The sequence below is a fragment of the Streptomyces fildesensis genome (assembly GCF_016107395.1).
Lineage (GTDB): Bacteria > Actinomycetota > Actinomycetes > Streptomycetales > Streptomycetaceae > Actinacidiphila > Actinacidiphila fildesensis.
Genome location: NZ_JAAIKO010000005.1, coordinates 349,292 through 375,164 on the forward strand (window position 1 = coordinate 349,292; position 25,873 = coordinate 375,164).

A 25,873-nucleotide genomic window follows, 5' to 3' on the forward strand; every position below is an offset into this window, starting at 1 on the left:
TATCGATCTGTGGCAGGAGGCGGGCGCCCGGTGGTTTCCGGGCGCCCGCCTCCGGGCGGTGCTGTGGTGCCGCAGGGCGCTGTGCCTGTGGTGTCAGACGATGATCAGTGCGTCCAGCGGGGCGCCCGCGAGGGCGGTGGAGAGCCGTTCGCGGCCCTTGAGGAAGCCGAGCTCCAGCAGGACCGCGACCCCGGCCACCTCCGCGCCGGTCCGCCGGATGAGCTCCAGCGAGGCCTCGGCGGTGCCGCCGGTGGCCAGCACGTCATCGATGACCAGGACCCGGTCGCCGGGGGCGAGGGCGTCCTGCTGCACCTCTATCTCGGCGCTGCCGTACTCCAGCTCGTAGCGCTGCGACAGCGTCGCGCCGGGCAGCTTGCCCGCCTTGCGCACGGGCACGAAGCCGAGGTGGGCCCGGGCCGCCGCGGGGGCGGCGAGGATGAACCCGCGCGCCTCCAGTCCGGCGACCTTGGTGGCGCCATGGCGCGCGCAGAGCACGGCCAGGGCGTCCACCAGGGCGTTGAACGCGTCGGGGTCGGCCAGCAGCGGGGTGATGTCCTTGAACATCACACCCGGCTGCGGGTAGTCCGGCACGTCCCGGATCCGGCCGAGCAGCTGCTCGCGCAGCGCTTCGGCGCCGGCCGCGGTCGCCGTCACCGCCGCTTCCCGGAAGGACGGTTCTTGCCACGGTTGCGGGCGGCCTGGGGACGCTGGCCGACCACACCGCCGGCGGCGGCACGGTCGCCGTCCTCCGGCTCGTCGTCCTCGGCGTCCTCGGCGGCGGCGACGTCCTCACGGGCGCGCCGGTCCTCGTCGGCCGGGTCCACGCCCTTGGCGGCGTCGGCCTTGCGCTTGGCCAGCACGCGCTTCTTGAGGGCCTTGATCTCCGGGTCGCGCTCCTTGAAGTCCGCGACCAGCGGGGTCGCGATGAAGATCGAGGAGTACGCACCGGCGGTGAGGCCGACGAAGAGCGCGAGCGCGATGTCGTTGAGGACACCGGCTCCGAGGATGCCGCCACCGATGAACAGCAGGGCACCGACGGGGAGCAGCGCGACGACCGTGGTGTTGATGGAACGCACCAGGGTCTGGTTCAGGCTGCGGTTGGCCAGCTCGCTGTACGTGTAGCGGGTCTGCTTGGTGATGCTGCGGGTCGTCTCCTTGAGACCGTCGAAGACGACGACGGTGTCGTAGAGGGAGTAACCGAGGATCGTCAGCAGACCGATCACGGTGCCCGGGGTGACCTCGAAACCGACGAGGGCGTAGACGCCGACGGTGATCGTGAGGTCGTGGATCAGGGCGACGAGGGCGGCGATGGCCATCCGCCACTCGAAGGCGATGGCGAGATAGATCACCACCAGGATCATGAAGATGATCAGGCCGGTGAAGGCCTTCTTCGAGATCTCCTCACCCCAGCTGGGGCCGACGATCTGTGCGTCGATCTTGGTCGAGCCGCCGAGGTCGGTGGCGACCTGCTCCTGAATGGTCTTCGACTCCTCGGTGGAGATGTCGCTGACCTGGATCCGGACGCCGCCGTTGCCGAGCTTCTGCACGGTGGCGACATGACCGCCGGTGTGGCCGGCGATCTTGTTCTGCACGTCGGTGACCGAGTACGGCGTCTTGCCGGTGGTGAAGACCGCGCCACCGGAGAACTCGATGCCGAGCTTGAGGCCGTTGATCGCCAGGCCGGCGATGGCCACGATCGTGATCAGGATCGAGACGCCGTACCAGAGGTTGCGCTTGCCGACGAAGTCGTAGGCGATCTCGCCACGGTGCAGCCGGTGTCCGAGCTGTCCGAGATTACCGAGCTTGGACATCAGGCCTCCTTCGTCTCGGTGCTCGTCCTGCGGCGGACGCGGCGGATGGGGGCCTGGACACCCAGGCCCTTCGGGTCGAGGCCGGACCACTTGTGGCCCTCCGCGAAGAACTTGTTGCGGGCCAGGATCGTCATCAACGGCTTGGTGAAGAGGAACACCACCACGACGTCGAGCAGGGTGGTCAGACCCAGCGTGAACGCGAAGCCCTGGACCTTGCCGACCGTGACGGCGAACAGCACCGCGGCGGCCAGGAAGGACACGAAGTCCGACACCAGGATGGTGCGCCGGGCGCGCGGCCAGCCGCGGGCCACGGCGGGCTGCAGCGAGCGGCCCTCGCGCAGCTCGTCACGGATCCGTTCGAAGAAGACGATGAACGAGTCCGCGGTGATACCGATGGCGACGATGGCTCCACAGACGGCCGGCAGGTTCAGCGCGAAGCCGATGGCCGGGCCGAGCAGGGACATCAGCGTGTAGGTGAGTGCCGCCGACACCAGGAGGCTGACGATCGCGACGAGGCCGAGGCCCCGGTAGTACGCCAGCATGTAGAGCACGACCAGCGCGAGGCCGACGGCGCCCGCGATGAGGCCGCCGCGCAGCTGCTCGCCGCCGAGTGCGGCGGAGACCGTGGTCACGTCGCTGATGTCGAAGGACAGCGGCAGCGAACCGTAGGACAGGACGTTCGACAGGTTCGTCGCGGACGTCTGGGTGAAGCTGCCGAAGATCGTCGCGCTGCCGCCGGGCAGGGCCTGCGAAACCGAGGGCGCCGAGACGACGTTGCCGTCGAGGTCGATCGCGAACTGGTTCAGCGGGGGCTGCTGGGCGGCGAGCTGCGTGGTGACCCTCGTGAACTTCTTGGCGCCACCGCCGGTGAAGCTGAGGTCGACGACCCAGCCGTTGCCGGACGTGGTGTCGAACTTCGCACTGGCCTTGGAGACGTCCTTGCCGTCGAGGACGGCCGGGCCGAGCGCGTACTTGTACCAGATCTTGTCCTTGCCGTCGCCACGCTCGCCGCAGCCGACGACCTTGTTCTCCGGCTTGACACCCTGGTTCGCGGCCAGCCGCTGCTTCGGGTCGTTGCAGTCAAGGGCGGTGAACTTGGCCTGCAGATCGGCCGGAATCGTGCTGTCCAGCGTGCCGGCCGGGGGCGCGGACGGGGTGGGCGTCGGGGTCGGCGCCTTGGCCGGGTCGGCCTTCAGACCGTCGGTGACCGCGCGGCCCTGAGTGGTGGCGCTCGACGAGGGAGTGGCCTTCGTCGAGGGCGTGCTCTTCGGCGTGGCCGTACCGGTCGGCTTGGTACCGGGCTTGCCCGACGGAGTCGCCGAAGGGGTCACGGACGGGGTGGGCGTCGCCGGCGGCGTCTTGGCCGCCGGGGGGTTCGCCTGCTCGGCGAGCACCTGCCGGAAGTACAGCTGGGCGGTCGTGCCGACCTGCTCCTGCGCCTGCTTGGGGTCGGTGCCCTTGGGGATGTTGACAATGATGTGATTGTCGCCCTGGGTCTGCACCTCCGCCTCGGAGACACCAAGACCGTTCACACGCTGGTTGATGATGCTCACAGCGGTGTTCATGTTGGTCTTGTTGACCGCGCCGGCCTGATCGCTCTTGGCGGTCAACGTGATGCTGACACCGCCTGCGAGGTCGATGCCCAGTCGCGGCTTGGTGTTGTGCGAGAGGAACATCGTCCCCGTCAACGCCACGAGCGCGATCAGGATCGCGGCCAGGGCGCGCCCGGGGTACCCCTGACTCCCCGAGGACCTGCGGCCCTTCTTGGGTGCTGCCACCTTCTTGTATCTCCCTGTCCAACCAGCCCCCGGGCCTGCGCGCCCGTGGGGTGGCCACGAAGTGATGTGAGAGTCCGGACCGACGCGCCCTTACTTGGGGTCGGTGCCGTCCTTCTTCGGCTCGTCCTCCGTCTTGCTCAGGTCGATGCGCTCGTCATCGGCGGCCTCGGCCGTCACGGCGTCCTCATCGGTGGCCGCGTCCCCGTCGGTGTCCTCGGAGCCGTCCTCCAGCTCGTCCGGCTCGATGCCGTGCACGATCCGGTCGTACTCGGACTGGTCCAGGACGGCGCCGATGGAGTTCTTCGCGAAGTGCGCGTGCACCCCGTCGGCCAGCTCCAGGAGGACGGTGTCCTCGTTGACTTCCTTCACCACGGCGTACATGCCGCCGATGGTGCGGACACCGGAGCCCGGTTCCATCTGGTTCCGCATCGTCGCCGCCTGCCGCTGCTTGTTCTTGGCAGACCGGGTCATGAGGAACATGGCACCGATAAGGATGATGAACGGGAGGAGCAAGCCGATACTCACGATTTACAACGTTCCTTCGCACGGCCGCGGTGGCTGGCCTGATCTACGGGGGTGTATGCCGTTCCGGAGGAAGGGCGTCGGCGGAGTCTAAGCGAGTCCTCGCCGGTGAAACAACGCCCAGCATGGCACTGGGGTTCCTGGGGGGCGAGTCCCCATGCCGTCACGGTCCGAACAGGCCACCCTGGCCGGGGCCCCCGGGCTGCTGGGGCGGGACCAGGCCGAGGTGCGTCCAGGCCGCCCGGGTAGCCACCCGGCCACGGGGAGTACGCGCCAGCAGACCCTCCCGGACCAGGAACGGTTCGGCGACCTCCTCGACCGTCTCGCGCTCCTCACCGACGGCGACCGCCAGTGTCGACAGACCGACCGGGCCGCCGCCGAACAGCTGGAGCAGGGCGCGCAGCACCGCCCGGTCCAGCCGGTCGAGGCCTCGGGCGTCCACCTCGTAGACCTCCAGGGCCTGCGTGGCGATCTCGCGGGTGATCCGGCCGTCGGCTCTGACCTGCGCGTAGTCCCGGACCCGGCGCAGCAGCCGGTTGGCGATACGGGGCGTGCCGCGGGAGCGGCCGGCGATCTCCGCACCGCCGTCCGTCTCGATCTCGACGTCCAGCAGCCGGGCCGAGCGGTGGATGACGCGTTCCAGCTCGGCGGGGGCGTAGAACTCCATGTGGCCGGTGAAGCCGAAGCGGTCCCGCAGCGGGGGCGGCAGCAGGCCGGCCCGGGTGGTGGCGCCGACCAGGGTGAAGGGCGGCAGCTCCAGCGGGATGGCGGTGGCGCCGGGACCCTTGCCGACGATCACGTCGACCCGGAAGTCCTCCATCGCCATGTAGAGCATCTCCTCGGCGGGCCGGGACATGCGGTGGATCTCGTCCAGGAACAGCACCTCGCCCTCCTGGAGGGAGGAGAGGATCGCGGCGAGGTCGCCCGCGTGCTGGATGGCCGGGCCCGAGGTGATGCGGATCGGGGCGCCCATCTCGGCGGCGATGATCATCGACAGGGTGGTCTTGCCGAGGCCGGGCGCTCCGGAGAGCAGCACGTGGTCGGCGGTGCCGCCGCGCTTCTTGGCGGCCTTGAGCACCAGGTCCAGCTGCTGCCGCACCCGTTCCTGCCCGACGAACTCACCGAGGTCCTTCGGCCGCAGCGCGGCCTCGACGGCCTGGTCCTCACCGTCGGCATCGGAGCCGACCAGCCGGTCCGGCAGCTCGCCGGCGGTCGGGGGTGCGGGCTCGTCCCAGTTCATGTCGGACTTTCGGGTCGTCGGTGCGGGGCTCGTGGGTGCGGGGCTCGTCGGGTCGTAGCGGCGTCAGGCAGTCGGTGCGGGGATCGTGTCCGTGCGGCGGCATGCCCTCAGCGGGTGCGGTTCAGGGTCTGGAGGGCCGCTCGCAGCAGTGCGGACACATTGGGCGCTCCGCCCCCGGCCAGCTCCGCCTCTGCCTGCGGCGCGACCGCTGAGACCGCTTCGTCGGCCTCGCGGGTGGCGTAGCCGAGCCCGATGAGCGCCGCGTGCAGCTGGTCGCGCCAGGAAGCGCTGACGGGGCTGCCGATCCCGCGGTTCGCCCCGGGGCCGACGGGCTCGCCGAGCCGGTCCTTCAGTTCCAGCAGGAGCCGCTGGGCGCCCTTCTTGCCCACGCCGGGGACGGCGGTGAGCGCTTTCTCGTCCCCGGTGGCCACCGCGATCCGCAGGGCGTCCGGGGAGTGCACGGCGAGCATCGTCTGCGCGAGGCGCGGGCCGACGCCGCTGACGGTCTGCAGCAGCTCGAAGACCAGCCGCTCGTCGTCGTCCGCGAAGCCGTACAGGGTGAGCGAGTCCTCGCGGACGATCAACGACGTCGAGAGTCTGGCCGGCTGCCCGGTCCTGAGGGTGGCGAGGGTGCCCGGGGTGCACAGGACGGACATGCCGATGCCGCCCACCTCGATGACCGCGGCGTCCGGGGCGAGTGCGGCGACCGGGCCGCTGACGAAGGCGATCATGCTCGGGGCTCCTGGATTCGTGCCGGCCGGTGGGCGGCGATGGCCTGTTGGAGACGGTTGGTGGCGGTACCGCGCCAGAGGTGGCAGATGGCCAGCGCCAGCGCGTCCGCGGCGTCGGCCGGCTTGGGCGGGGCGTCCAGGCGCAGCAGCCGCGTCACCATGGCGCCGACCTGGGCCTTGTCCGCCCGTCCGCTGCCGGTGACGGCGGCCTTGACCTCGCTGGGGGTGTGCAGATGGACGGGGAGTCCGCGCCGGCTGGCGCAGAGCATCGCGACGGCGCTGGCCTGGGCGGTGCCCATGACCGTGCTGACGTTGTGCTGGCTGAACACCCGCTCCACGGCGACGACTTCCGGCCGGTACTCGTCCAACCACGCCTCGATGCCGCGCTCGATGAGGACGAGTCGGTGCCCGATATCCGCGTCGGCCGGGGTGCGCACCACGCCTACGCCCAGCATCGTCAACGGGCGCCCGGGGACGCCGTCCACGACTCCGATGCCGAGCCGGGTCAGTCCCGGGTCCACGCCGAGTACCCGCACCCCGTCACCCCTCAAGCCCTGTCGGTCAACTGTTCCTGCAGGTTAGCCGTTCCCACCGACAACGCCGCCAACGCCGACGGGCCGGCGGGATGTGTCCCGCCGGCCCGTGGTGCTGACAACGCGGAATCAGGCGTCGACCTGCTCCATGACCTCGTCGCTCACGTCGAAGTTGGCGAAGACGTTCTGCACGTCGTCGCTGTCCTCCAGCGCGTCGATCAGCTTGAAGATCTTGCGGGCGCCGTCCTCGTCGAGCTCCACCTGCATGGTGGGGACGAAGTTGGCGTCGGCCGAGTCGTAGTCGATGCCCGCGTCCTGGAGCGCGGTACGGACCGCGACCATGTCGGTGGCCTCGCTGATGACCTCGAAGGACTCGCCGAGGTCGTTGACCTCTTCGGCCCCGGCGTCCAGCACGGCGCCCAGCACGTCGTCCTCGGAGAGTTCACCCTTGGGGACGATGACGACGCCCTTGCGGTTGAACAGGTACGAGACCGAGCCCGGGTCCGCCATGGCGCCGCCGTTGCGGGTCATCGCGACCCGGACGTCGGAGGCCGCGCGGTTGCGGTTGTCGGTGAGGCACTCGATGAGCACCGCGACACCGTTCGGCCCGTAGCCCTCGTACATGATCGTCTGGTAGTCGGCGCCGCCGGCTTCCAGACCGGCACCGCGCTTGACCGCGCTGTCGATGTTCTTGTTCGGGACCGAGCTCTTCTTCGCCTTCTGGATGGCGTCGTAAAGGGTCGGGTTACCGGAGACGTCACCGCCACCCATGCGCGCCGCCACCTCGATGTTCTTGATCATCTTGGCGAACAGCTTGCCGCGCTTGGCGTCAACCACGGCCTTCTTGTGCTTGGTGGTAGCCCATTTAGAGTGGCCGGACATCGCCAGCTCCTTACAACGTCGCCAGTAGAAATGAACAGAAGAGATCCTACCGGGGTCGGGCTAGCCCGCGGTGCGCACCATGTCGACGAAGAGCTCGTGAACCCGGTGGTCGCCGGTCAGCTCGGGGTGGAACGAGGTGGCCAGCAGGTTTCCGGAGCGTACGGCGACCACGGTGCCGTCCTCGAGCCGGGCCAGTACCTCGGTCCGCTCGCCGGTCGACTCGACCCACGGGGCGCGGATGAAGACGCCCTCGACCGGGCCGCCGCCGATGCCGGTGATCTCCACGGCCGCTTCGAAGGACTCGTTCTGCCGCCCGAAGGCGTTGCGGCGCACGATCATGTCGATGCCGCCGATGGTCTCCTGGTCGTCCCGGCCGTCCAGGATCTTGTCGGCGAGCATGATCATTCCCGCGCAGGATCCGTAGGCCGGCATTCCGGCCGCGACCCGCTCGCGCAGCGGCTCCAGCATGCCGAAGATGACCGCCAGCTTGGACATCGTGGTGGACTCGCCGCCGGGGATGACCAGGCCGTCGATCCCGGCGAGCTCGGCCGGCCGGCGCACAGGCACGGCCTGTGCGCCGGCGGCGGTGAGCGCCGCGAGGTGTTCGCGTACATCGCCCTGCAGGGCCAGTACGCCGATGGTGGGTATGGCGCTCACGGTCCGGTTACCAGCCGCGGTTGGCGTAGCGCTCGGACTCGGGGAGGGTGTCGCAGTTGATGCCGACCATGGCCTCGCCCAGACCGCGCGAGACATCCGCGATGACCTTGGGGTCGTCGTAGAAGGTGGTGGCCTTCACGATGGCGGCGGCGCGCTGCGCCGGGTCGCCGGACTTGAAGATGCCGGAGCCGACGAAGACACCCTCGGCGCCGAGCTGCATCATCAGGGCGGCGTCCGCCGGGGTGGCCACACCGCCGGCGCTGAAGAGCACGACGGGCAGCTTGCCGAGGCCCGCGACCTCCTTGACCAGCTCGTACGGGGCCTGGAGGTTCTTGGCGGCGACGAACAGCTCGGTCTCGTCCAGGGTGCCGAGGCGGCGGATGTCGGTGCGGATCTGGCGCATGTGGCGCACGGCCTCGACGACATTGCCGGTGCCGGCCTCACCCTTGGAGCGGATCATGGCCGCGCCCTCGGCGATCCGGCGCAGGGCCTCGCCCAGGTTGGTCGCGCCGCAGACGAAGGGGGTGGTGAAGGCCCACTTGTCGCTGTGGTTGACCTCGTCGGCCGGGGTCAGGACTTCGGACTCGTCGATGTAGTCGACACCGAGCGCCTGCAGGACCTGGGCCTCGACGAAGTGGCCGATACGGGACTTCGCCATGACGGGGATGGACACCGCGTTGATGATGCCGTCGATCATGTCCGGGTCGGACATACGGGCCACGCCGCCGTCCTTGCGGATGTCGGCGGGCACCCGCTCCAGGGCCATGACCGCGACGGCGCCGGCGTCCTCGGCGATCTTCGCCTGCTCGGCGTTGACGACGTCCATGATCACGCCGCCCTTGAGCTGCTCGGCCATACCGCGCTTGACGCGCGCGGTGCCGGTCTCGGGGTTCTGGGCGGTGGCGGGGGTGGTGGACACGGTATGACCTCACTCGATGACGAATGGTGCGTTGTACCCATCCTGAACCGGTCCACCTGGCCGGAAAAGGGCCAATCCGGGGTCAGTGGCCTGCCGCGCCGTCCGCTGTGAACGCCATCGGTGGCTCGTCGTCCATCTCGAAGGCCAGCGGGAAGGGCGCGTGGCCGGCCAGCCGGAACCAGCGCACGACCCGGTGCCTGCGCACCGCCCGCGCCGCCCGGACCGCGTCGTTGTGGAAGCGGCGGGCCATCGGCACCCGGCGTACGGCCTGGGTCAGTTCGCCGACGGTCTCCTCGCCGCCGGGCGCGGCCAGCACCGCCTCGACGGCGTCCGGTTCGGCGAAGACCGCGCGCAGCGCCTGGCTCAGCTCGCTCTCGGCCACCTCTCGGTGCTCGTCCTCGGCCTGCCGGGCGGCGTGCGCGGACTGGTAGAGGACGATGGACGCCGCCGGGTCCAGCACCCCGGACGTCGCGAGCTCCTGGGCCACCGAGGCGCGGCGCAGCAGCTGCGCGTCCAGGGCGGCACGGGCGGCGTCGATACGGGCGTGCAGCCGGTCAAGGCGGCCCGCGGTCCAGCTCAGGTACAGGCCGATGGCAACGACAGCCACCGCGACCCAGATGAAGGTGGTCACGGGCGGCAAGGCTACCGTCGCGCCGGGTACTTCAGTCCCGGGCGAGCCCCAGGCGGGCGCGCAGGCCGACGCGTTCGTCGGTGGCGACGGCGGTGGCGCCCTCCGTCACCGTCTCGTAGACGGACAGGATGTCGGCGCCGACCGTGCTCCAGTCGAAGCGGCGGACGTGCCTGCTGCCCAGTTCCCGCAGCTCCGCGAGGCGCTCGGGGTCACCGAGCAGCCGCACCGCGGCGGCCGCGAGCGCGTCGGCGTCCTCGACGGGGAACAGTTCGCCCGCCGCACCGCCGTCCAGGACCTGGCGGAAGGCGTCCAGATCGCTGGCGAGCACCGGGGCGCCGGCCGACATCGCCTCGACGAGGATGATGCCGAAGCTCTCGCCGCCGGTGTTGGGGGCCACGTACAGGTCGACGCTGCGCAGCAGCCGGGCCTTGTCCCGGTCGCTGACCATGCCGAGGAACTCCACCTGGCCGCGTAGGTGTTCCGGCAGGGCCTCGACGGCTTCCTTCTCGTCACCCTTTCCGGCGACCAGCAGCCGGGTGTCCGGGCGTTCGGCGATGATCTTCGGCAGGGCCCGCATCAGGGCGGGCAGGCCCTTGCGCGGCTCGTCGATCCTGCCGATGAACCCGATCGTCCCGCCCGGCCGCGGCACGCCGTCCAGGGCCGTGCTGCGCGCCCCTTCCGACTGCCACTTCGGCTCGGCCTCGGCGGTGGCGAAGAAGTCGACGTCCACGCCGTTGGGGATGACCACCGCGTCGCCGCCGAGGTGCTCCACCAGGGTGCGCCGGGCGTACTCGCTCACCGCGATGCGCGCGCGGATCTTCTCCAGCGCGGGCTGCAGGATCGGATAGGCGGCGATCATGGCCCGCGAGCGCGGGTTGGAGGTGTGGAAGGTCGCGACGATCGGCCCCTGGGCCGCCCAGCAGGCCAGCAGGCCGAGGGACGGCGAGGTCGGTTCGTGGATGTGGATGACGTCGAAGCCGCCGTCGTGCAGCCAGCGGCGCACCCGCGCGGCGGACAGGAAGCCGAAGTTGAGCCGGGCCACCGAGCCGTTGTACGGCACGGGGACGGCGCGGCCCGCGGAGACCACGTACGGCGGGAGCGGCGTCTCGTCGTCGGCGGGCGCGAGCACGGAGACCTCGTGGCCGAGCTTGATCAGGTGCTCCGCGAGGTCGCGGATGTGGAACTGGACGCCGCCGGGGACGTCCCAGGAGTACGGGCAGACGATCCCGATCCTCAAAGTTTCTCCGTTCCGGAACTGTTCGGACGCGCTTCGAGATCGGCGAGCCACAGCCGTTGGAGCATGTGCCAGTCCTGGGGGTGCTCGGCGATCCCGGAGGCGTAGGCGTCGGCGAGGTCCTGGGTCATGACCGCGGCCTTCTCGGCCCGTTCCCCGAGCTCGGGGACCTCGACCGGCGGGTGGATCCGGCCCCGCATGATCGTCGAGTCGTCGTACCAGAGGGTGACCGGCAGCAGCAGCGCGCCGGTCTGCTGCGCGAGCATCGCGGGGCCGGCGGGCATCCGGGTGGCCTCGCCGAAGAACTTCACCTCGATGCCCGAGGCGGACAGGTCGCGGTCGGCGACGAGGCAGACCAGGCCGCCCGCGCGCAGCCGGCGGGCGAGGGTGCCGAAGGCGGAGCCGCCGGTGTGCGGCAGTACCTCCATGCCGAGTCCCTCGCGGTAGGCCACGAACCGGTCGTACAGCGTCTCGGGCTTGAGACGTTCCGCGACGGTGGTGAACGGGACGCCGATCTTGGTGGTCACCCAGGCGCCGGCCAGGTCGTAGTTGCCCATGTGCGGCAGCGCCAGGATGACGCCCTTCCCGGCGGCCAGGCCGTCCTTCAGGATGTGCGCGTCCTGGATGTCGACGCCGGTGCGGAAGCGGTCCCGGTCCCAGGAGGGCATCCGGAAGGACTCCATCCAGTACCGCAGGTAGGAGCGCATTCCGGCCCGGGACAGCTCGCGCAGCCGGGCCTCGTCCGCGTCCGGCACGACACGGGCGAGGTTGGACTCCAGCCGGAGCACTCCCTTGCCGCGCCGCCGCCAGACCAGGTCGGCGATCTGCCGGCCGAGGGCGTTCGCCACCGGTTCCGGCAGCTTCTTCACCGCACTCCAGCCCAGGCCGTAGAGGCCGTCGATCAACCGGTCCTTCACGCGGCGCCGCCCCCGTTCGCACCGGCGACGGCGTCGGCCGCGTCGGCCTCCGCCGCCTCTCGGCGCACGGTGACGACCCGCTGGATCAGGGTCACCAGGCTGCCCGCGGCGACGACCCACAGCGCGATCGGCAGAAGCCACTCGATATAGGGAACGCCGAACTTGTGCAGCCCGGCGAGACCGCACAGGACGAGGGTGATGACGAGCCGCTCGGCACGCTCCACCAGCCCGTTGACGTTCACCGGCAGGCCGATGGCCTCACCGCGGGCCTTGGTGTAGGACACCACCTGGCCGCTGGCGAGGCAGAAGATCGTCACCGCGCAGAGCACGAGGTCGTCACCGCCCCCGGCGTACCAGAGCGCGAGCCCGCCGAAGACCGCCGAGTCGGCGACCCGGTCGAGGGTGGAGTCGAGGAAGGCGCCCCATCGGCTGGACACCCCGGACTGCCGCGCCATGTTCCCGTCGACCAGGTCCGAGAAGACGAACAGGGTGATGACGACGGTGCCCCAGAAGAACTCGCCCATGGGGTAGAAGACCAGCGCACCCGCCATCACTCCCCCGGTGCCGATGAGGGTCACCGCGTCGGGGGTGACCCCGATGCGCAGCAGGAACGAGGCGAACGGCGTGAGAACACGCGTGAAGAATGCACGCGCGTACTTGTTCAGCATGGCCTTCCCGGATGGATCGGTGGATGTCGGCTGGCCCGGTCGGCCACTGGACGGCCCATCGTAGCCAGCCCTCGTCGTCCGTATGCGGGAGGCACCCGCCGGTACCCTGGGGACGTACGACGTATGGACGCACCGTGACCGCCGTGGGAAGGTCGGATAACCGCGGGCGTCGCCGGAAACCCTCCCTTTGTACCCCGTCCCGGGGCACCTCCGGTGCGGTCTCCCGTGACGTTGCGCGTTTGTGCCCCTGCAGAGGGCGCGGTCCCCCATGCAGTGACGGACATGGAGGCGAGACCCGTGGGTGGAGCAGCCGACAGGAGAGACGTACATCCAGGAGCCGCCGGAAGGGCACCGGCGGCCGGCCGGCCCGAGAAGGTGCGCAATGTGGTGCTGGTCGGCCACAGCGGAGCGGGCAAGACCACACTCGTCGAGGCCCTGGCGCTGGCAACCGGCGCGGTGAACCGGGCAGGGCGGGTGGAGGACGGCGGATCGATCTCCGATCATGACGAGATCGAGCAGCGGCAGCAGCGGTCGGTGCAGCTGTCTCTTGTGCCGGTCCTCTGGGGCGATATCAAGATAAATCTGCTGGACACTCCCGGATACGCCGACTTCGTCGGGGAGTTGAGGGCCGGTCTGCGAGCAGCGGACGCGGCCCTCTTCGTCGTTTCGGCGGCGCAGGACGCCTCGGGCGTGGGCGGCGCGACCCGGTTGGTGTGGGACGAGTGCGCGGCGGTCGGGATGCCGCGGGCCGTGGTGGTGACGCATCTGGAGGCGGCCCGGTCCGACTTCGACGAGATGACGGCGCTGTGCGCCCGGGTCCTCGGCGACGACTCCCCCGAGTCGGTGCTGCCGCTGTACCTGCCGCTGCACGGCGAGCAGGGCCCGGACGGGCACGCCCCGGTCACCGGGCTGATCGGGCTGCTGTCGCAGCGGGTCTTCGACTACTCGACGGGCGAGCGGACCGAGCGGGCCCCCGAGCCCGGGGAGGTGCCGCTGATCGAGGAGGCCCGCAACCGGCTCATCGAGGGGATCATCGCCGAGAGCGAGGACGAGACCCTGATGGACCGCTACCTCAGCGGCGAGGAACTGGACCTCAAGACCCTCACCGAGGACCTGGAACGGGCGGTCGCCCGCGGCACGTTCCACCCGGTGCTCGCCGCCGCCCCCGCGGCCGACGGCGCCCGGCAGGGGCTCGGCACCCTGGAGCTGCTGGAACTGATCACCGGCGGCTTCCCGACCCCGCTGGAGCGCGAGGCGCCACCGGTGAGCGCCCTGCAGGGTGGCCCGTGCCCGCCGCTGACCTGCGATCCCGACGGGCCGCTCGCCGCCGAGGTGGTGAAGACCTCCTCCGACCCGTACGTCGGGCGGATCAGCCTGGTGCGGGTCTTCTCCGGGACGCTGCGGCCGGACGAGACGGTCCATGTCTCGGGGCACGGCATGGAGGACCGCGGGCACGCGGACCATGACGTGGACGAGCGGGTGGGCGCGCTGTCCTCGCCCTTCGGCAAGCAGCAGCGCGGGGTGGCGAGCTGTGTCGCGGGCGATCTGGCCTGCGTCGCCAAACTGACCCGCGCCGAGACCGGCGACACCCTCTCGGCCAAGGACCGGCCGCTGCTCATGGAGCCGTGGGTGATGCCCGACCCGCTGCTCCCGGTGGCCATCCAGGCGCACAGCAAGGCCGACGAGGACAAGCTCTCGCAGGGTCTGGCGCGGCTCGTCGCCGAGGATCCCACGATGCGTCTCGAGCAGAACCCGGACACCCGGCAGGTGGTCCTGTGGTGCCTGGGCGAGGCGCATGCCGATGTCGCGCTGGAACGGCTGCGCAGCCGCTACGGGGTCCAGGTGGACGCCGTGCAGCACCGGGTGTCGCTGCGCGAGACGTTCGGTGAGCAGGCCACCGCGCGCGGCCGGCACGTCAAACAGTCCGGCGGGCACGGCCAGTTCGCGATCTGCGAGATCCAGGTCGATCCGCTGCCGGCCGGCTCCGGCATCGAGTTCGTCGACAAGGTGATCGGCGGCGCGGTACCGCGGCAGTTCATCCCGTCGGTGGAGAAGGGCGTCCGCGCGCAGGCCGCCCGGGGTGTGGCCCTCGGCCACCCGGTGGTGGACATCCGGGTCACCCTCACCGACGGCAAGGCGCACTCGGTGGACTCCTCCGACGCCGCGTTCCAGACCGCCGGGGCGCTCGCCATGCGGGAGGCGGCCGCCGGGGCCAGGATCGACCTGCTGGAACCGGTCGTCGAGGTCGGGGTGCTGGTCTCCGACGACTACGTCGGTTCGGTGATGAGCGATCTTTCCGGACGGCGCGGCCGGGTCCTGGGCAACGAACCGGCCGGTCCTGGCCGCACCCTGGTGCGGGCCGAGGTGCCGGAGATCGAGATCGGCCGGTACGCCGTCGACCTGCGGTCCCTGTCGCACGGCACCGGCCGCTTCAGCCGCGCGTACGCCCGCCACGAGCCGATGCCCCCGCCGCTCGCGGCCAAGCTCAGGGAACAGGCGGATTCCGCCAAGTAACGCCGCAGGAAGGCCGGTCGGCGGTCCGTGTGCACCCCGCGCGGACCGCCGCGCCGATACTGTGGGCATTGCTCCAGAAGTGTGACGGCCCCGCTCGCGGGGAATGGGCCGGTGGAGCCGTTGTGCCCGCGGGGTCGTGTGGGGGAATGAGGGGGCGGTAGTGGCAGACGGCAAGGGGTTCGACTTCAGCCCCGGGGCGCAGGTCCCGCTGATCGGTACGGAGGGCGGCACCGCCGCAACCCAGGCCCTGTCGTCCGCGGCCTATCGGGACTCCCCGGTCGAGGACCTCAGGAAGGCCAACGAGGACGCGGTCTTCACCCCTCCCCGGCTCTCGCTCTTCGAGCCCAACCTCGGTGAGGCGTTCGCCCGTTCCGTCCAGGTGCGGATGCTCGGCGCGGCGCGCGGCGAACTCGTGCAGTCCTTCGGTGCCGAACCGCAGTCCGTCGTCGAGCACTGTCTCGCCGCGAACCGGATCCGGCAGGAGCGCGACAACCGGCTGACGATCGTGATGGCCGTCTTCGGGCTGCTGTTCCTGCCCGGGGTGCTGATCTGGCTCGGCGCGTTCCAGCTGCGCAGGTCGCTGGCGAAGGCGCAGGACTCGAAGGCGGGCCCGCTGGGCGCGGTGATCCTGCTGATCGTCGTCGCGTTCGCCGCCCTGCTCATCATCAAGCCGCCGCTGACCGGGTTCTGGCGCCAGTACCTGCGCGTCATGATGCTCGTACCGGTGCTGGGCTGGTTCTGGGCCAAGCGCATCTGCGAGCAGACCGCGAAGGACCTGCGCGAGCGCTGGGCCGGCCTGGTCTCCGGCACCGGCGTCGGCGCCAAGATCCCCGAGGCCGTACCGCGCAACCCGAACCAGACCAGGGCGGAGACGCTGCGGCAGAGCCTGGCGAAGCTCTCCGCCGAGCAGAACAGCAACGTGGTCTTCTATGCGGGCCCCAAGGGAATACTGGGCATGGGCACCCGCTGGGGCAGCTGGCAGATGGCCGAGGAGCTGGTGCCACGCGACGGCCTCGCCGAGATCCACCCCTTCCGCAGCTGGGACGTCATCCGCGCCATCCACGACAAACTGCGGATGCTGGAGCGCGGCCCGCTGCACACCGGAGGCTTCCCCAAGGCGTCGATACGGCACTGGGTCGTCGCCCCGACCGGGGAGAACGCCAAGGCCATCTCCCGGCCCACCGGCGCCGAGGTCGAGGCGTTCACCGTCAAGGACTTCGAGATCCAGCGGATCTGCAACAACCAGCAGTTCGGCAAGGGCAACCGGCACTACCTCGGCATCCAGTTCGTCCTGTGGGACGGCCAGTTGGTGATAACGCTGATGGTCACGGTGACCGTGCTGGCGCAGACCCTGCGGGTCGAGGTGACGGGCCACGCGCTGGGCCCCGTGCACCCGATCTTCACCGCACCGCCGGCGCCCAACTCCAAGACCGTCTCGCACCCGGTCAAGTTCTGGGAGACCCACACGGTGCAGCTACCGCTGATCCACCCCGGCGAGGTGGTCCGGCTGGCGGCCCGCGCGCCGCTCACCCGGTTCCCCAGCGTGCTGGACCACCTCGGCGGCACGCTCGCACTGCCCGAGCCGTTCGGCCTCCGGCACACCTGGGCGGACAAGCCGTGGAAGCACCGCTTCATGGCCGACGACGCGCTGCGCGCCGCGACCCCGGTGCTGCGCGCGGTGCACGCCGCGGCGATCCACGTCATGAAGGAGAACGGCGTCGACACCTCGCACTTCACCAACCGCTCGCTGATGCTGAGCGGCCTGGTCCAGGGCGCGGAACCCCGCAAGGCGGACGCGTACGACGCGTAAAGCCTGTCCGGCGGATCATGGGCACACCGGACGGAAGGGGGCCGGGGCCGCAGGGGTGGGTTTCGAAATGCTGCCGAGCTATTTGTGGGCCGCCAGGCCCGTAAATAGTCGATTTCGGACCCCTGCCCCGGAGGTCCCGGCCCCCGACCCACGACGCACCCGGCAGGGACTAGTGCGGCCAGACGTCCGCGAGCATCTTGCGGGTGTCTGCCAGCAGTTGCGGCAGGACCCGGGTGTGCCCGATGACCGGCATGAAGTTGGTGTCGCCGCCCCAGCGCGGCACCACGTGCTGGTGCAGATGCGCGGCGATCCCCGCGCCCGCCGCCCCGCCCTGGTTCATGCCGATGTTGAAGCCGTGCGCCCCGGACGCGGTGCGCAGCGCCGTCATCGCGCGCTTGGTCAGCCCGGCCAGCTCGGCGGTCTCCGCCAGATCCAGCTCGGTGTAGTCCGCGACGTGCCGGTAGGGGACCACCATCAGGTGGCCGCCGTTGTACGGGTAGAGGTTGAGCACCGCGTAGACGTGCTCGCCCCGCGCGACGATCAGGCCGTCCTCATCGGATTTGGACGGGATCGAGCAGAACGGACATCCGTCGCCGGCCTCCGGGCCGGTCGGCTTGTTCTCACCCTGGATGTACGCCATACGGTGCGGGGTCCACAGGCGCTGGAACGCGTCCTGCGTACCCACTCCGATCTGCTGCTCCGGCTCACTCGTCATGCCGATCAGCATAGGACTTCCGGGTCCCGCCACGTGGCGCAGGGGCGGTTCCCACGGCAACGCGCAGGCCCCTGGGGTGCGAGTCGCTCGCGCCCCAGGGGCCTGCGGTCGTACGCCGTGTGTCAGACCTGGACGCGGTCCTCGACGGCCTTGGCGATCTCGGCGACGGCCTCGTCGACCGGCACGCCGTTCTTCTGGGTGCCGTCGCGGTAGCGGAAGGAGACCGCGCCGGCCTCCATGTCCTCGTCACCCGCGATGATCATGAAGGGCACCTTGGCCTTCTGGGCGTTGCGGATCTTCTTCTGCATGCGGTCCGAGGAGGCGTCCACGTCGACCCGCAGCCCGAGGGCCTTCGCCTTGGCGGCGAACTCCTGCAGGTACGGGACGTGCGCGTCACCGATCGGGATGCAGGTCGCCTGCACCGGCGCCAGCCAGGCCGGGAAGGCACCCGCGTAGTGCTCAAGGAGCACCGCGAAGAACCGCTCGATCGAGCCGAAGAGCGCACGGTGGATCATCACCGGACGCTGCTTGGAACCGTCGCCGGAGGTGTACTCCAGGTTGAAGCGCTCCGGCAGGTTGAAGTCGACCTGGATGGTCGACATCTGCCAGGTCCGGCCGATGGCGTCGCGCGCCTGGACGGAGATCTTCGGGCCGTAGAAGGCGGCGCCGCCCGGGTCCATGACCAGTTCGAGGCCCTGCTTCTCCGCGGCCTTGCGCAGCGTCTCGGTGGCCTCGTCCCAGTTCTCGTCCGACCCGATGAACTTCTCCGGGTCCTTGGTCGAGAGCTCGAGGTAGAAGTCCTCCAGGCCGTAGTCGCGCAGCAGGTTCAGCACGAAGGTGAGGGTCGAGTCGAGCTCGTCCGCCATCTGCTCCTTGGTGCAGTAGATGTGCGCGTCGTCCTGGGTGAAGCCGCGGGCGCGGGTGAGGCCGTGCACGACACCGGACTTCTCGTACCGGTACACGGTGCCGAACTCGAAGAGCCGCAGGGGCAGTTCACGGTAGGACCGGCCCCGGGCGTCGAAGATCAGGTTGTGCATCGGGCAGTTCATGGGCTTGAGGTAGTAGTCGGTGCCCTCGTCGAGCTGCATGGGCGGGTACATGCCGTCGGCGTACCAGTCCAGGTGCCCGCTCTTCTCGAAGAGCGCGCCCTTGGTGGCGTGCGGGGTGTAGACGAACTCGTACCCCTCCTGCTCGTGCCGCTTGCGCGAGTAGTCCTCCATGACCCGGCGGATGACGCCGCCGCGCGGGTGGAAGACGGCCAGGCCGGACCCGATCTCCTCGGGGATCGAGAAGAGGTCCAGCTCGGAGCCGAGCTTGCGGTGGTCGCGCTTCTCGGCCTCGGCGAGGAACTCCAGATACGCCTTCAGCTCGTCCTTCGACGGCCACGCGGTGCCGTAGATGCGCTGCAGCTGCTTGTTCTTCTCGCTGCCGCGCCAGTACGCGGCGGCGCTGCGCATCAGCTTGAAGGCGGGGATGAGCCGGGTGCTGGGCAGGTGCGGGCCCCGGCAGAGGTCCTTCCAGCACAGCTCGCCGGTGCGGCTGTCGATGTTGTCGTAGATGGTCAGCTCGCCCGCGCCGACCTCGACGTTCGCGCCGTCGTCGGAGGAGGCGGAGCCCTTGAGGCCGATCAGCTCCAGCTTGTACGGCTCGGCCGCCAGTTCCTCGCGGGCGTCGTCGTCGCTCACCACGCGGCGAGAGAAGCGCTGGCCACGCTTCTGGATCTCCTGCATCTTCTTCTCGATGCTCTTGAGGTCCTCCGGGGTGAAGGGGGTCTCGACGTCGAAGTCGTAGTAGAAGCCGTCCTTGATGGGCGGGCCGATTCCGAGCTTCGCCGACGGGAACAGCTCCTGCACGGCCTGGGCCATGACATGCGCGGCGGAGTGCCGCAGGATGTTCAGCCCGTCCTCGCTGGTCAGGGGGACGGCTTCGACCTCGTCGCCGTCGGCGACCGGGTACGCCAGGTCCTTCAGCGCGCCGGCGACGCGCGCGGCGACGATGCTGCGGTCGCCGTCGAAGAGCTCTCCGGCGGTCGTCCCGGTCGTGACCACCCGCTCTTCCCGCTCAACGGAATCGCGAATGATGATCACACGGACGTCTGACACCGGTTCTCTCCCATGACTCAATACCGCACGGCGGCGGATGCCGCACGGGTGAATCGTACCGAGCCCGGCGGGTCCGCCGCGAAGTGATGGGGGGCGGTGAGCGACCGAGAGGCCGTTCCCGCGTCAGGAGTCTCCGCCGCAGGCGTCCTCGAAGGTGTCGACGCCGCCGTGCAGCGACTTCAGCAGCCGGTCCCGTTCGGCCTCGTCCACCTGGACCGGGGTGACGCCGACGGCCTCGGTGAGCCGGCGGAAGCCGCCGCGGCTCTCCAGCCGTCCGCTGACCCGGATCGGCAGTCCGACCAGGTGGGCGTGGGCGGCGATACGGTACTCCGCCTCGTCCAGCCGGACCCGGACCTGGCGGACGTCGGCGCCGGCGAGGACCCGGAGCCGGACCGAACCGCCGCCGGACGGGGTGGGCCGGCGCAGCCGGACGACGGTGCCCGTCACCCGGACCGGGACCGACGGTTCGCGGCGCAGATAGCGGGCGCTCGCCGCCTCCAGGGCCGGCAGGTCACCGGGCGAGAACTCCACCGGCTCGGGACGGCTCGCGAAGCCGCCGGGCGGACCGGCCGCCGGTGACCAGGCGAGCGCCACCTCCATGCCCTCGGTGCCGCGCACCAGCCGGACCAGCGCCTCGGCCAGCTCATGGCAGACGCCGAGGTCGACCGCGGCGTCGAACGCCTCCATCCCGCCGGTGGCGCGCTGGAGGTCCACCGCGTCCCGGGCCGCCTGCAGCGCCCGCAGCAGCGTCGAGGTCGCCGGCCGGCCCTCGGGGACGGGGGCGTACGCGGTGAGCAGATGGCCGCCGGTCACCGGCCCGACCAGGACCTGTTCCAGGAAGCCCGCGGCATGCGGCCCGTGCCGCTCGCCGAAGTACCCGGCGGTCTGCCGGGCGGCGCGCGCGGCGGCCAGCAGCATCGCCCGGGCGCCGGCCCGCAGCTGCTCGGCGGTGGTCCACGGCACCGCCTCGCCGATCCGCGGCACCTCGCGCCGCCAGCGGATCTCGTCGCCGGGGACGGTGAGGGCGAGCAGCACCTCGCGGGCGGACGGGGCGGCGGAGCGCGCGAGTGCGGTGAGCGCCTCACCGAGCAGGTCGGTGTTGTCCGCGTAGCCCGGGTCCGTGGTCCGGCCGCGGCGCGGACGGCCCTCGGGGACGAGCAGGCTGGTGCCGGTGCCGTTCCCCGTCGGCCGGCCGGCGTCCGCCCCCGCGTCCTGGAGCCGGACGGCGCTGCCGGGCGGGGTCCAGCGGCTGTAGCGGCCGGGGGCGCCGCCGCGCCGCTCCCAGCCGTGCCGGACGAGCAGCGCGGTCAGTACCGCGGGGTCGACCCGCTCGGGGTCGGGCAGAACGGGCTCATCGGTGTCGGTGGGCCGGTGCATCACGGTCTTCCTCCCGCCCCGACCCGCGCCATGATCTGGCACAGCGCACGGTCGTCGAAGATCCGCGCGGTCGGTATCCGCACTGTGGTCTTGCGCTTGCCCGTCACGGCGACGCCGGCCAGGTTCGTCCAGTAGCAGCAGTGCCGCAGTTCCAGCCGGTCGTGCCCGGCCGCCAGCCACTCGTCCTGCGTGCGCGGCACGAGCATCACCACCAGGATCTTGTGCACCGACGCCGGGGTCCTGGCCAGTTTCACCAGGTGCTCGTTCTCCAGCGTGAAGCCGAAGGTCGGCCCCGCCGGATGCGGGGCGACCTGGTAGGTGCACTTGAGCTGCACCTTTATCGTCACCTCGTCGTCGACGGCGTGCGCGCGCGAACTGTGGCTGAGATGCCAGTCGATGCCGTTGTCCGGGAAGGGCTGGGCGAGCGAGCAGCCGGCCGCCGCCGCGACCGCGTGCAAATACCCCACCTGCAGGGTCTCCATGCAACTGGTGGTGGCGAGCCCTCCCCTGAGCGGTGTGGCCCGCTCGGCCGTCGGCTCGCCCGGGGCGGGCTGCGTGAGCGCCATCGCTCTTCCGTGCCTTCCGAGCCGTGCGTTGTCAGTGCGTATCCGTCACCTGTGTCTTCTCCACCAGCGGAGGGTCGCAAACAGTTGCGGTTCAGTGACCACGAGTTACGGGTACATACCGCTCAGGGGCGGCAGATCTGACCGCCCGTCAACCTCCCCGACATCCTTGGGAGTACCCCATGCCTCGCTGGTACGACGGACCACTGGCCTCCTTCGACACCGAGACCACCGGCGTGGACGTGGAGCACGACCGCATAGTCTCCGGGGCCCTCGTGGAGCAGGACGCTCCCGGCGCCGAACCCCGTGTCCTGCGCTGGCTGGTGGACCCGGGTGTGCCCGTGCCGGAGGGCGCGCGAGCCATACACGGACTCAGTGACGCCTTCCTGCGGCGGCACGGCCGCCGGCCGGGTCCGGTCGTCGAGGAGATGGCGCAGGCGCTCGCCGGCCGGGCGGCCCGGTCGGTGCCGCTGGTGGTGATGAACGCGCCGTTCGACCTCACGCTGCTGGACCGGGAGTTGAAACGGCACCGCGGCGGAACGCTGCACGGCCGGCTGGACGGGGCGGCGCTGTGCGTCCTGGACCCCCGGGTGCTCGACAAGGCGCTGGACCGCTACCGCAAGGGCCGGCGCACCCTCACCGACCTGTGCGCGCATTACGGCGTCGAGCTGGCGGACGCGCATGACGCCGCGGCGGACGCGACGGCGTCCCTGGAGCTGGCCCGGGCGATAGGCCGCCGCTTCGCGGAGCGGCTCGCCGAGCTCGGCCCCGCCGAGCTGCACGAACGCCAGACGGCGTGGCACGCGGGCCAAGCCCGCGGCCTGCAGGCCTACTTCGCCAGGAACGGTACGCCGGAACGCTGCGACCCGTCCTGGCCGCTGCGGCCCGCGCCGATGATCCCCGCGCAGCGCGCACGGCCCCCTGCCGCCTGAGCGCCAGGACCCGCGCGGCGCCCGTCACGCACGAAACCGGCCGGTCCATGAGGACCGGCCGGTTTCCCTGCTGTGGGCGATACTGGGATCGAACCAGTGACCCCTTCGGTGTGAACGAAGTGCTCTCCCGCTGAGCTAATCGCCCGGGACGTCCCGAACAATACAGGGCGCGGGCCCGTCCGTTCAAACGCCATTCCCGGCCGGGCCGGCCACGAGCCGGTCCCGCAGCCCCCGCCGCCCCTGGCGCATCATCAGCGCGTGGTTGGCCCGGAAGAACGGCCGGCACGGCACCGCGAGGCGCCGCATCAGGGGCTTGCGGACGACCACGTCCTCCTCGAAGAGCAGCCGCGTGCCGCCGCCGTCGGCCGTCACCGTCCAGCGGACCCAGCCCTCCAGGTCCCCGGTCATCGTCACCTCCAGCACTCCGGCGGCGTCGTCGTGGCGCGACTCGCGCGCGTCGACGACCAGGTCGTACGGGAGCACGGAACGGAACCGGAGGGTGCCGGTGGTCTCGCTGGTGCGCCGCACCTCGCGCACCTGCCGCCACCACGACGGGTACTCGTCGGGACGTTCCAGAACGGCGTAGACGGCATCGGGGCGGGCGCCGAGACGCCAGGTGGTGCGGAAGCGGTAACGGCTCCAGTCCATGGAAGCCAGTGTGGGTACTCAGGCACGTTCTGAGTACCGGCCCGGATGACGGATCTCGTGGTCCACGCCACACTCCATCGGTATGGAGCCCCTACCGCCACCCGCCCAATGCCCGGCCTGCGGAACGTTTCCGCACCCGGCGATGCCCGTACCGGTGTGCCCGCGCTGCGCGCTGCCGCTCACCGGCGAGATCGCCGCGGAGCTACGGGCGGTCGGGACCGCGCTCGCCGCGGTCGACGCGGAACGCGGCCGTCTCCTGGGCCGCCGGGCCCAGTTGCTCGCCGCGGCGCGCCCGGTGGCCTACCCACCGCCGCCGCCCGGCTGGGGCCCGCGCCCCGGTCCGGCCGCGGGTCCCTTCGCGGTTCCGTTCGCGCGTCCCGTCGCGGGTCCCGTCCGTGAGACGTCACCGCCGAGCGCGCAGAATCTGCTGCTCTCCCTCGGCGGCGCCCTGCTCGCCGTCGCGGTGACCGCCTTCACCGTCGTCAACTGGGGACAGCTCGGCATCGGCGGCCGGTCCGCGGTCCTGGGCGCGCTGACCCTCACCGCGCTCGCCGTTCCCGCGCTCCTGCTGCGCCGTGCGCTGTCGGCTACCGCCGAGGTGATCGCCTGCCTCGGGCTGGTCCTGCTGCTGCTCGACGCGTACGCCGTGCGGCGGGTGAGCGCGGAGCTCGGCGAGATCCACGCGCTGGTGTACACCGCCGGGTGCCTCGCCGTCGTGAGCGCCCTCTGGGCGGGCTACGGGCTGCTGCTGCGCGGCCGGCTCGTGCTGCCCGCGCCCGTCGCGCTGGTCCTCGCCCAACTGCCGCTGCCGCTGTGGGCGTGGGCGCACAGCTCCGTGCGCGGTTTCGCCGCCGCCGTGCTCCTCGCCGCCGCGTCGGACGCAGCTCTCGCCGTAACGGCACCGGGCCGCCGGCTGCCGCGCGGTCTGCGGACGACCGGCGCCGTGGCCGGCACGGTGTCGGGTCTGCTGGGCCTGGCCGCCGCGCTGTGGCTGTCGCTGGACGCCGCGTCGACCGGCGCCGCGCTGCAGGCCTGCGGCCTGCTGCTGGCAGGTGCCGCGGTGGCCCTCACGGCCGCCCACCGCCTCCCGGCGGCGGCTCCGGTGCACCCGGTTCCCGTCGCCGGTACGCCGCCCCTCAGCGCCCCCGTCACCCGGCACCCCGCCGCCGCACTGCTCGCCGCTCTGGCCGCTCTCGTGACCATCGCCGGGACCGGTGGCGTGGTGCGGACGTGGGTCGCGGACGACTGGGTCGTTCCGGGGTACCTGGGCTGCGCGGTGGCGGTGCTGGCCCTGGCCGCCGCCCTGCGCGGCGGATCGCGTGGCGCCACGGCCGACGGGGTCGCGACGGGAGCCTCGGCGGCGCATCTGCTGGCGGCGCTGTGGGCGGTGCCCGCGCTGGCCGTGACCTGTTTCGGGCCGCTGAGCTGGGTGGGTTCGATCTGGTCGGGCGCCCCGCACAGCGCCCACGACGCTCTGACGCCTCATGGGCTGCGGGTCGCTCCGCCGTCCATGGTGGTGGTCGCCGGGCTGCTCGCCCTGGTCCTCACGGCGACCGCGCTGCGGCGCCCCGCGTGGCGGGTGCCGGGCCCCGCGGCCGTGGTGTGCGGCGCCGTGACCGTCGCGGCGCTGCCCGCGGCCGCCGGCGCGACGTACCCGGTGGCGCTCTCCCTGCGGCTCGCACTCGCCGTCGCGCTGCTCGCGGCGGCCGTGGCCGTACGCGTGCCGCTGCTGTCGCGCACCGCGCTCATAGCCGGCACGGCCACCGCGGTGACCGCGGTGGCCTGGGGTCTCGCCGGGCGGACCGCCACGTTCGCCGTGCTGGGTGTGCTCCTGGCGGCGTTCGCGGGGACCGCGGCGGTGCGCGGTGACATCGTGCGGCGGACGGTGGGCGCCGTCGGCACCGTGGCGTGCGCGACCGGGCCGGCCTGGGCCGGTCCGGCGGCCGCGGGCCATCCGTCGCAGGTGGCGGCCTTCCTGGTCCTCGCGGTCGGCGCCACCGCCGTGCTGTCCGCGGCGCCGTCCGGGTGGCCCCGGCAGGCCCTGGAGTCGGCGGGGTGGGTCGCGGCGGCGCTGGCGGTCGTGTTGGCCGTCCCGGACGCTCCGGCCCTCGCCCTGGTCCTCGCGGCGGCCGGTGTGCTGGCCGCCGCTCTCGCCCTGCGCCAGGACCGCCGGCAGGCCGTCTACGCCGCCGGCGCCCTGACGGCCGCGGCGAGCTGGGTGCGGCTGGCCGCCTCCGGCGTCACGACACCGGAGGCCTACACGCTGTCGCTGACCGCCGCGGGGCTGCTCGTCGGCTGGCTGCGCCGCCGCCGCGACCCGGCGGCCTCGTCCTGGTCCAGTTACGGCCCGGGGCTGGCGGCGACCCTGCTGCCCAGTCTGGTGGCCGCGTGGGGCGACGCGCACTGGCAGCGCCCGCTGCTGCTGGGCGCGGGCGCGCTCGCCGTGACGCTGCTGGGCGCCCGGCACCGGCTGCGGGCCCCGCTGCTGCTGGGCGGCGCCGTCCTGGTGCTCCTCGCGCTGCACGAGCTGGCCCCGTACGTCGTCCAGGTCGTGGGCGCGGCGCCGCGCTGGCTGCCGCTCGCGGTGGCGGGTCTGCTGCTGCTGGCGCTGGGCACGACGTACGAGCGCCGGCTGCGCGACGTCCGCCGGGTGCGCGAGGTCATCGGCCGGATGCGCTGAGCGCGGCGC

General features: G+C 71.7%; 23 protein-coding genes and 1 tRNA gene. 4 read left to right on the forward strand and 20 right to left on the reverse strand.

The annotated features are described in order from the left end of the window. Positions 1 to 93: 93 nt before the first annotated feature. The 14 genes from C6N31_RS11530 to pgsA all read right to left on the reverse strand — a co-directional run bounded on the left by C6N31_RS11530 (position 94) and on the right by pgsA (position 12,523). Positions 94 to 654, reverse strand: coding sequence for an adenine phosphoribosyltransferase (locus C6N31_RS11530; protein WP_138352633.1), 561 nt, complete (start codon positions 652 to 654; stop codon positions 94 to 96). Then, on the reverse strand, positions 651 to 1,811 hold the full coding sequence (gene secF / locus C6N31_RS11535) for a protein translocase subunit SecF (protein ID WP_138352634.1): 1,161 nt from the start codon (positions 1,809 to 1,811) through the stop codon (positions 651 to 653). The genes C6N31_RS11530 and secF overlap by 4 nt, the downstream gene beginning before the upstream one ends. Then, positions 1,811 to 3,589, reverse strand: a complete 1,779-nt coding sequence (gene secD / locus C6N31_RS11540) for a protein translocase subunit SecD (protein WP_138352635.1) — start codon at positions 3,587 to 3,589, stop codon at positions 1,811 to 1,813. Before secD ends, secF begins: the two co-directional genes overlap by 1 nt. A gap of 90 nt (positions 3,590 to 3,679) precedes the next feature. Then, positions 3,680 to 4,114 carry a preprotein translocase subunit YajC gene (gene yajC / locus C6N31_RS11545; protein ID WP_138352636.1) on the reverse strand — a complete coding sequence of 145 codons (435 nt, stop codon included), beginning with the start codon at positions 4,112 to 4,114 and terminating at the stop codon, positions 3,680 to 3,682. A 160-nt stretch (positions 4,115 to 4,274) separates the two neighbouring features. Further along, positions 4,275 to 5,351 (reverse strand): Holliday junction branch migration DNA helicase RuvB, encoded by a 1,077-nt coding sequence (gene ruvB, locus C6N31_RS11550; protein ID WP_138352637.1) that lies wholly within the window; start codon positions 5,349 to 5,351, stop codon positions 4,275 to 4,277. 107 nt (positions 5,352 to 5,458) lie between these two features. Next, positions 5,459 to 6,082: a Holliday junction branch migration protein RuvA gene (gene ruvA / locus C6N31_RS11555; RefSeq protein WP_138352638.1), complete on the reverse strand. Its 624-nt coding sequence runs from the start codon at positions 6,080 to 6,082 to the stop codon at positions 5,459 to 5,461. Then, entirely contained in the window at positions 6,079 to 6,618 is a 540-nt protein-coding gene (ruvC, locus tag C6N31_RS11560; protein ID WP_138352639.1) for a crossover junction endodeoxyribonuclease RuvC, read from the reverse strand. The genes ruvA and ruvC overlap by 4 nt, the downstream gene beginning before the upstream one ends. Before the next feature lie 126 nt (positions 6,619 to 6,744). Next, a complete protein-coding gene (locus C6N31_RS11565; protein WP_138352640.1) occupies positions 6,745 to 7,497 on the reverse strand; it encodes a YebC/PmpR family DNA-binding transcriptional regulator in 753 nt (250 codons plus the stop codon). A gap of 60 nt (positions 7,498 to 7,557) precedes the next feature. Continuing rightward, a complete protein-coding gene (gene pdxT, locus C6N31_RS11570) occupies positions 7,558 to 8,154 on the reverse strand; it encodes a pyridoxal 5'-phosphate synthase glutaminase subunit PdxT (RefSeq protein WP_274599397.1) in 597 nt (198 codons plus the stop codon). Between the two features lie 7 nt (positions 8,155 to 8,161). Continuing rightward, positions 8,162 to 9,073: a pyridoxal 5'-phosphate synthase lyase subunit PdxS gene (gene pdxS, locus C6N31_RS11575; protein WP_138352642.1), complete on the reverse strand. Its 912-nt coding sequence runs from the start codon at positions 9,071 to 9,073 to the stop codon at positions 8,162 to 8,164. 82 nt (positions 9,074 to 9,155) lie between these two features. Beyond that, positions 9,156 to 9,713 (reverse strand): LemA family protein, encoded by a 558-nt coding sequence (locus C6N31_RS11580; protein ID WP_138352643.1) that lies wholly within the window; start codon positions 9,711 to 9,713, stop codon positions 9,156 to 9,158. A 22-nt stretch (positions 9,714 to 9,735) separates the two neighbouring features. Continuing rightward, positions 9,736 to 10,941 carry a glycosyltransferase family 4 protein gene (locus C6N31_RS11585; RefSeq protein WP_138352644.1) on the reverse strand — a complete coding sequence of 402 codons (1,206 nt, stop codon included), beginning with the start codon at positions 10,939 to 10,941 and terminating at the stop codon, positions 9,736 to 9,738. After that, a complete protein-coding gene (locus C6N31_RS11590; protein WP_138352645.1) occupies positions 10,938 to 11,855 on the reverse strand; it encodes a phosphatidylinositol mannoside acyltransferase in 918 nt (305 codons plus the stop codon). The genes C6N31_RS11585 and C6N31_RS11590 overlap by 4 nt, the downstream gene beginning before the upstream one ends. Further along, positions 11,852 to 12,523: a phosphatidylinositol phosphate synthase gene (gene pgsA, locus C6N31_RS11595; protein WP_138352646.1), complete on the reverse strand. Its 672-nt coding sequence runs from the start codon at positions 12,521 to 12,523 to the stop codon at positions 11,852 to 11,854. The genes C6N31_RS11590 and pgsA overlap by 4 nt, the downstream gene beginning before the upstream one ends. A gap of 282 nt (positions 12,524 to 12,805) precedes the next feature. Between pgsA and C6N31_RS11600 the strand changes: the two genes are divergently transcribed. Both C6N31_RS11600 and C6N31_RS11605 read left to right on the forward strand, forming a co-directional pair. Next, positions 12,806 to 15,037 (forward strand): elongation factor G-like protein EF-G2, encoded by a 2,232-nt coding sequence (locus tag C6N31_RS11600; protein ID WP_138352647.1) that lies wholly within the window; start codon positions 12,806 to 12,808, stop codon positions 15,035 to 15,037. A 160-nt stretch (positions 15,038 to 15,197) separates the two neighbouring features. After that, positions 15,198 to 16,847: an AbeC-like domain-containing protein gene (locus C6N31_RS11605; protein WP_138352648.1), complete on the forward strand. Its 1,650-nt coding sequence runs from the start codon at positions 15,198 to 15,200 to the stop codon at positions 16,845 to 16,847. Between the two features lie 169 nt (positions 16,848 to 17,016). On the opposite strand, the gene C6N31_RS11610 is transcribed toward C6N31_RS11605, so the two are convergent. From C6N31_RS11610 to C6N31_RS11625, 4 genes are all read right to left on the reverse strand, one after another. Then, entirely contained in the window at positions 17,017 to 17,574 is a 558-nt protein-coding gene (locus C6N31_RS11610; RefSeq protein WP_138352649.1) for an HIT family protein, read from the reverse strand. A gap of 110 nt (positions 17,575 to 17,684) precedes the next feature. Then, the gene (gene thrS / locus C6N31_RS11615; protein ID WP_138352650.1) at positions 17,685 to 19,664 is read right to left on the reverse strand and encodes a threonine--tRNA ligase; all 1,980 of its coding nucleotides are present in this window, start codon (positions 19,662 to 19,664) and stop codon (positions 17,685 to 17,687) included. Positions 19,665 to 19,787: 123 nt separating this feature from the next. Next, positions 19,788 to 21,041 (reverse strand): hypothetical protein, encoded by a 1,254-nt coding sequence (locus tag C6N31_RS11620; RefSeq protein WP_138352651.1) that lies wholly within the window; start codon positions 21,039 to 21,041, stop codon positions 19,788 to 19,790. Further along, positions 21,041 to 21,607 carry a DUF4365 domain-containing protein gene (locus C6N31_RS11625; protein WP_138352652.1) on the reverse strand — a complete coding sequence of 189 codons (567 nt, stop codon included), beginning with the start codon at positions 21,605 to 21,607 and terminating at the stop codon, positions 21,041 to 21,043. Before C6N31_RS11625 ends, C6N31_RS11620 begins: the two co-directional genes overlap by 1 nt. Before the next feature lie 179 nt (positions 21,608 to 21,786). On the opposite strand from C6N31_RS11625, the gene C6N31_RS11630 reads away from it, so the two are divergent. After that, positions 21,787 to 22,536: an exonuclease domain-containing protein gene (locus C6N31_RS11630; protein ID WP_164296880.1), complete on the forward strand. Its 750-nt coding sequence runs from the start codon at positions 21,787 to 21,789 to the stop codon at positions 22,534 to 22,536. Positions 22,537 to 22,609: 73 nt separating this feature from the next. Here the strand turns inward: C6N31_RS11630 and C6N31_RS11635 are convergent. Together C6N31_RS11635 and C6N31_RS11640 are read right to left on the reverse strand one after the other, a co-directional pair. Then, positions 22,610 to 22,681, reverse strand: a tRNA-Val gene (locus tag C6N31_RS11635). Positions 22,682 to 22,719: 38 nt separating this feature from the next. Further along, positions 22,720 to 23,184, reverse strand: coding sequence for an SRPBCC family protein (locus tag C6N31_RS11640; protein WP_138352654.1), 465 nt, complete (start codon positions 23,182 to 23,184; stop codon positions 22,720 to 22,722). Positions 23,185 to 23,326: 142 nt separating this feature from the next. Between C6N31_RS11640 and C6N31_RS11645 the strand changes: the two genes are divergently transcribed. Further along, positions 23,327 to 25,864 (forward strand): SCO7613 C-terminal domain-containing membrane protein, encoded by a 2,538-nt coding sequence (locus tag C6N31_RS11645; protein WP_198357480.1) that lies wholly within the window; start codon positions 23,327 to 23,329, stop codon positions 25,862 to 25,864. Positions 25,865 to 25,873 lie beyond the last annotated feature (9 nt).

Coding starts and splice junctions, on each gene's coding strand:
- pgsA (WP_138352646.1), bottom strand. CDS start 12,523: ATGCTGAACAAGTACGCGCGTGCATTCTTCACGCGTGTTCTCACGCCG.
- C6N31_RS11600 (WP_138352647.1), top strand. CDS start 12,806: ATGGAGGCGAGACCCGTGGGTGGAGCAGCCGACAGGAGAGACGTACAT.
- C6N31_RS11620 (WP_138352651.1), bottom strand. CDS start 21,041: ATGCACCGGCCCACCGACACCGATGAGCCCGTTCTGCCCGACCCCGAG.
- C6N31_RS11625 (WP_138352652.1), bottom strand. CDS start 21,607: ATGGCGCTCACGCAGCCCGCCCCGGGCGAGCCGACGGCCGAGCGGGCC.
- ruvB (WP_138352637.1), bottom strand. CDS start 5,351: ATGAACTGGGACGAGCCCGCACCCCCGACCGCCGGCGAGCTGCCGGAC.
- C6N31_RS11630 (WP_164296880.1), top strand. CDS start 21,787: ATGCCTCGCTGGTACGACGGACCACTGGCCTCCTTCGACACCGAGACC.
- C6N31_RS11565 (WP_138352640.1), bottom strand. CDS start 7,497: ATGTCCGGCCACTCTAAATGGGCTACCACCAAGCACAAGAAGGCCGTG.
- ruvA (WP_138352638.1), bottom strand. CDS start 6,082: ATGATCGCCTTCGTCAGCGGCCCGGTCGCCGCACTCGCCCCGGACGCC.
- C6N31_RS11645 (WP_198357480.1), top strand. CDS start 23,327: ATGCCCGTACCGGTGTGCCCGCGCTGCGCGCTGCCGCTCACCGGCGAG.
- C6N31_RS11640 (WP_138352654.1), bottom strand. CDS start 23,184: ATGGACTGGAGCCGTTACCGCTTCCGCACCACCTGGCGTCTCGGCGCC.
- C6N31_RS11610 (WP_138352649.1), bottom strand. CDS start 17,574: ATGCTGATCGGCATGACGAGTGAGCCGGAGCAGCAGATCGGAGTGGGT.
- secF (WP_138352634.1), bottom strand. CDS start 1,811: ATGTCCAAGCTCGGTAATCTCGGACAGCTCGGACACCGGCTGCACCGT.